The 4,751-nt window shown below is 54.2% G+C and carries 6 protein-coding genes; 1 reads left to right on the top strand and 5 read right to left on the bottom strand.

Annotated elements, in window-relative coordinates; genetic code table 11:
* The first annotated feature begins 622 nt into the window (after positions 1 to 622).
* The gene (locus KK925_RS09195; RefSeq protein WP_214096463.1) at positions 623 to 787 is read left to right on the top strand and encodes a hypothetical protein; all 165 of its coding nucleotides are present in this window, start codon (positions 623 to 625) and stop codon (positions 785 to 787) included.
* A 713-nt stretch (positions 788 to 1,500) separates the two neighbouring features.
* Here KK925_RS09195 and KK925_RS09190 read toward each other — a convergent pair.
* The 5 genes from KK925_RS09190 to KK925_RS09170 form a co-directional block, all read right to left on the bottom strand.
* Positions 1,501 to 1,698, bottom strand: coding sequence for a hypothetical protein (locus tag KK925_RS09190; protein ID WP_174583552.1), 198 nt, complete (start codon positions 1,696 to 1,698; stop codon positions 1,501 to 1,503).
* A 34-nt stretch (positions 1,699 to 1,732) separates the two neighbouring features.
* Positions 1,733 to 1,930 (bottom strand): hypothetical protein, encoded by a 198-nt coding sequence (locus KK925_RS09185; protein ID WP_174583551.1) that lies wholly within the window; start codon positions 1,928 to 1,930, stop codon positions 1,733 to 1,735.
* Positions 1,931 to 2,068: 138 nt separating this feature from the next.
* Complete coding sequence (locus KK925_RS09180) at positions 2,069 to 2,329, bottom strand: hypothetical protein (protein ID WP_214096462.1); 261 nt, start codon at positions 2,327 to 2,329, stop codon at positions 2,069 to 2,071.
* 434 nt (positions 2,330 to 2,763) lie between these two features.
* On the bottom strand, positions 2,764 to 2,940 hold the full coding sequence (locus KK925_RS09175) for a hypothetical protein (RefSeq protein ID WP_174583550.1): 177 nt from the start codon (positions 2,938 to 2,940) through the stop codon (positions 2,764 to 2,766).
* Positions 2,941 to 3,431: 491 nt separating this feature from the next.
* On the bottom strand, positions 3,432 to 4,352 hold the full coding sequence (locus KK925_RS09170; protein WP_174583549.1) for a helix-turn-helix transcriptional regulator: 921 nt from the start codon (positions 4,350 to 4,352) through the stop codon (positions 3,432 to 3,434).
* Positions 4,353 to 4,751 lie beyond the last annotated feature (399 nt).

Genomic DNA, 4,751 nt, shown 5'->3' with positions numbered 1-4,751 from the left:
TCGCATGGTGACTTTGCGGCGCTTGTCGTTGCCACAGTCAACATACGGACGGCGTGAATCGCCTGCATTGGATGCCACGTTGCGCCGTGGAAAAGGCGGGCTCGGCGGCTTTGATGCTCCTCGCAAAAAACCGGTCAAGTAGGAACGCCAAGGCGTGAGCCAACACGTGCGCTACCGACCTAGTTGGGATGGTGGTCCCAGATGGGACGGAGTTCCAGCACCGTGCTTCGCTTGAGGAAAACTCTCTCAAATGAGAACGGGCTTTTGTTAGCACGGACTGTGAAAGGTCTTTTCCCTGTCTCAGAGTAAGGTGCTTGCGCTCCAGAAGCTTTTCGGTCTCTACCGGCCACAGGCAATACTTGAGGGCTGTCGTTGCAGGAGACCTCTGGGAGAGAAGCGATGTCCCCGATAGAGGCAAAGGATGCGCCTGAAAGCTGTTCCAAGTTCTTTGCGGGTTTATTAGTTCTCTTTTTTCCATGTGCTTGGAGGTTTTTAGGAGAGCCTTTTTAACCCCGGTCCTTTTCCTCTGGAGAAGAAAACTCTCAACGACCACTTTGGGCCTTGGGGATAGGCTCCAAGACATCCGGGGTTCTTTTTGTTACCGCAAGCTGGCCACAGACCCATGCGCCTGGTGCTACACGATGCCCACTCTGGTCATGACAATCCCGAAAGGTTGTGGCGATTACCCGTCGTTTGCCCCGGTTGTGACGCTATTGGCCGCAACCGCCGGGGAAATGTTCCTTGGAAATACAACACAACCGAGAGTTATAAGATGTTCTATGATTAAGAGAGAAAAGATCTCGAATCCGGGGAAAGGGCCCTTGCTGGGATTGGTTATTTTGGTTCCACGAGTCCATGCAAGGCCCTAAACCACTGCCAAAGAACCGCCAGAGAACCGCACAAGGCGGCCATTGACTTTCCAGGCCGGAGGGTCGGGTCTGCGTCTGTCCCCAAGTGAGACGTTGGCTGTGTCTACTCATTCGGTTAAACCAAACTTGCTCCCGGGCACAAGGCCTGTGAGTGACAAAGATAAAACGGGATTCGGCGCGTGGAAACGCTTTGTGCCTCGCCTTTGTTCGCTCTTTCAAACCGAGCGCCGCTACCGTAGCTGGCAAGTAGCCATCCGTTTTCAAAACGATCGACTATTTTTTCAAAGTTCTGTTTGCATACCGGTAAGTCCTAGGCGAGCAACTTCTCAAGCCCTTCCTAGCTTAACTTTGACACTGTTTGAAGGTAAGGCACTGTAGCCGGGCGAGTTAATGGTTTCGTCCTGCCTACGTGATCCACTGGGGGCCTGTGAGAAAAAATAGGAAGCGGGCCCGGTATTCGGAGTAGCTCGTTTCCTTCTTTGGGCATTTCGCAAAGCATTCGGCAATTGAAAATTTGCCTTCGGACAAAAGCCGCGCTACGCGGATGGCTTAAAGGTGACGAAGCGTTTGGGGGATGTGTTCCCTGGAAGCCTTTCGAGATCCATTGGGCTCGCAGGCGAGCGGTGAGCCCCTAGGCCAGGAAAAAGATCCCGATGGGATTGCGGACTCGGGTCCCCGCCCGCGAGTGATACACGGGACGCACTTCCAGCGAGCCTTTGAGATGGCGATAGCCCGATTCAAACGTCGGCAAGTCGCTTAGAATGAGTGACGACCTCGCAGGGGGCAGCTTCCGGCGGGGAGAGATCGGGCTGCACGAGATACCGTCCATCGATCGCTTCCTCTTCTGGGATCCGCTTCTCTCTTTACGTTTCCACCAGAAGCGGCCGCGAGGGTCGACCCCGTACTCCAAAGGATTTATGCGCTTGGAGGCAAGAGAGCGCCCGACCGACCCGGCACCCCAGTTTGAGCGGATCCGCGTTTTGCCCGATCGTTTTGGGAATCTCGGCGAACACCTCCTTGGCACAAGCCACCCGGCTTTCCCGCTGGGCCCGATTGCTCATGGCCTAGGCCATTTTTTTGCGGCAATTACATATCGACGCTGATTGCCTTCCACCTCCATCACTTGACTCCGGTCGGTAAGCCGAGGCTGCCGATCTTTTGGGAAAATCACGAGAATCGCTCTTGGAGCTTGGCCTCTCTTAGCTCAAGTGACCTACCGAAGCCCCTCTCCTTGGAGCGCTTCCAAGTTCCTGGGGCTTTTTCCTTCCTCCATGAAAAACAGAGGTTCTTTCTTGGATCCCCAACCGTCCTTGGAGTGTCAGGAGGAACCCCACAAGAGTTTTGGAATCCGCCCGGTTTCCCCACAAAACCTCCCCATGGATCGGAACCCCTTGAGCATGGGTCGCAATCCAGAAGAAGCACTTGGCGCCGATCGCCTCACTGATCCCGGCTGTGTCCATAAATAACGGCCTAGTCCCTCCGGCCCTACCCCCTCAAAGGACACACGGGATCAATCAGAAAGCACAAGACTCGTTCCCCGCAGGGGCGTCCGCGCGATAGAGCTTCTTTTTTCCACCCACTTCCAAACCCCGTTTCACCCATCCATCGCCCGGCACAGCTCATCTTCCTCCGAGCCCTTTTCTCCCACCCCGCACAGCACCACTAAAACCGTCGCGCTTGCTTTCTCCCGCAACGCACACTTGGAAAGAGGGAAAAAAATCCGCCCAAAAAGAGATCGCTTTACTCAACCGCCGCTTCCGCTCCGATCTCGCCCCTGCAAGCACTTCCTCTAGACCCCACCTTCTCGCGACACCTCTTCCCATACCACCAACCCCCACCATCGAAGGCCTGCCCCACTTGTAAGCCCTCCAGGGGAATAAGCTTCTGCCCTTTTTCAGCTTGCGCGAAGAATCTCTGGCGTTTCGACCGGCAGCCGGCTCCCATTGGCCCAATTCCCTCTCTTCACCTTTTTCCCCACCCGGTAGGACTCCCGAACCCCCGCCTGCCGGTACACCTTCCCGTTGCGATCGATACGGGCCTCCTGGACATATATGCCTACAACCTGCAACACCTGCCATTTTTCTAGCAAAAATAGTTACCCACAACCTATTCATATATCGACCCTACATGCTTTTCCAGAAGTCCTTGACGTGCAACTACAAAGGTCAAAAAAACCTGAGGAAGTTAAGCTAGGTAAACAGCCAAAAGATCCTTGTGGCCCGGGGTTGTCGTTCCAGCGGCTTGTCTTGGCTTTTCTGGCGGTGGTTTCCAGTTAAGCGGAGCCACTTCGCCACTCTCCTGTGAATCGCGTGCGAGCGGAAGGTGCGCTGAAACACAGTCTACCGTTATCCTCTTGCTTCCAAACAAGCCATTAGAAACCGGGTGTCCTCCAAAGAGAGCCTTCATGATGGCTCACTACATTCTCTCGGAATTTCATTTGTGAGCTGTCGAACCGTTATCAAGTTCGCTAAGTTTCACCAAACCTCGGCGGGTATTTTGTCACAAAGTTAGAAAGCACAATTTGGCGTTTCCTTAACGGACACATCATGCATTCTTGTGGGTTCACAACAGTCGATGCTGCACGGCAAGTGCTGCGGCTTGACTGCGAGTCGAAGCGTCCAGTTTGGCAAGGATGTTTTTGATGTGAAACTTGATAGTCGATTCGCTGACCCCAAGGATCCGGGAGATCTCCCAGTTGGTTTTCCCTTCTTTGACCCAGTGGAGTACTTCCCGTTCCCGAAGAGAAAGGCGGTACGGGGTGGTCGGAGTGGAATGCAAAGCCACGTGGAGAAGTGCCGCATGAAGGTGCGGTCTAAGAACGTCCACTACCAAAAGGTGCCGAGAATTTTCTCCCAAGTTGCACCCCACGAACGAAAATAAGGTGCCCAAACCATGGGCAGGCTCCTGAGCTCCTGTTGTAATCCCTTCGGTTAAGCCAAAGGCCGAAGCGTCGGCAAGAAAATCTCCTAGCTGGGGATCGCTACAGCTTTGGAATGTCTGAGACCAGAGCTGCGTTTGAAAGGTGAGTAGATGGAATCGAAGGACTGGATCGAGCTGGGCGTAGTTTCGATGGAAGTAGAGGGATAGCCATTCCATGGGAAAATCCAAAGCCAGGATCTTGGTTGGGCCTAAAAAGGCCGGTGGATAACGTATCGGCCCGACCACCGCCAGCGCCTTTTCGAAGGGAATCAAGTGCTTCATGTAAGACAAAAGACAAGAGAATTCTTGGTCTGTACGCACCGAGGCACAAAGGTGCGCGACCCTGAGAACCTCCGCCAAGTCCCTCTTTCCTGTAACTCGGGCAAGGGAGTGGATGCTTTCACATCGATCGAGTTCGCGCTGGGTCTCTGTAGCTACAATGGCCGAACCCAGTGCTTCTTTCCATCGTGCTGAGGCTTGATCGTCCACGGAAAGACGTTCTTTAAGAGCCGCTAGAGCGATCCTGTCTTGGTTCCATCGACCATGGCGAGCGACCGAGGTCATGCGCGTCAAGGCTGCTTGGCTGGCCCTCTAGACTGGGGGGCCCATTCCATCAAGATAGCAGTTTGCGTTCCGCCTCAATACCTTTTTCGCCAGTCTTTCGGATGCTCTTTGTTAAGTTTTCTTAGTTTTGTCGAATCCAGCACTTCGAATCAATCTTTAAACTTTCATAAACGAGCGAAGCCCCAGCTTTTCGCTAGCTTCCCGCCGGTCCCTCCGGGCAATCGCACGCGGTTCTTCTTGTTTGGCCTTCGGTTTTCTCCGTCCCCTTACACTGGCCAGCTGACAGAAGCCGGTCTATCCCGCCGCAGGGGTTGCCACGGGTGATCCTCTTTTCCGTCAAGGGTCCCAAGGAGCGCCTGCAGTCGGCGCGAACTCCTTTGCAAACCTTTCCAAAACACA

The organism is Candidatus Methylacidithermus pantelleriae, from assembly GCF_905250085.1.
GTDB classification, from domain to species: domain Bacteria; phylum Verrucomicrobiota; class Verrucomicrobiia; order Methylacidiphilales; family Methylacidiphilaceae; genus Methylacidithermus; species Methylacidithermus pantelleriae.
Note: the sequence above shows the minus strand (reverse complement) of the source record. Positions and strands in the feature narration are given on the sequence as shown.

Bases quoted from the DNA above. Each gene is read 5' to 3' on its own strand.
- KK925_RS09195 (WP_214096463.1), top strand. From the start codon at position 623: ATGCGCCTGGTGCTACACGATGCCCACTCTGGTCATGACAATCCCGAA.
- KK925_RS09190 (WP_174583552.1), bottom strand. From the start codon at position 1,698: ATGGACGGTATCTCGTGCAGCCCGATCTCTCCCCGCCGGAAGCTGCCC.
- KK925_RS09185 (WP_174583551.1), bottom strand. From the start codon at position 1,930: ATGAGCAATCGGGCCCAGCGGGAAAGCCGGGTGGCTTGTGCCAAGGAG.
- KK925_RS09180 (WP_214096462.1), bottom strand. From the start codon at position 2,329: ATGGACACAGCCGGGATCAGTGAGGCGATCGGCGCCAAGTGCTTCTTC.
- KK925_RS09170 (WP_174583549.1), bottom strand. From the start codon at position 4,352: ATGACCTCGGTCGCTCGCCATGGTCGATGGAACCAAGACAGGATCGCT.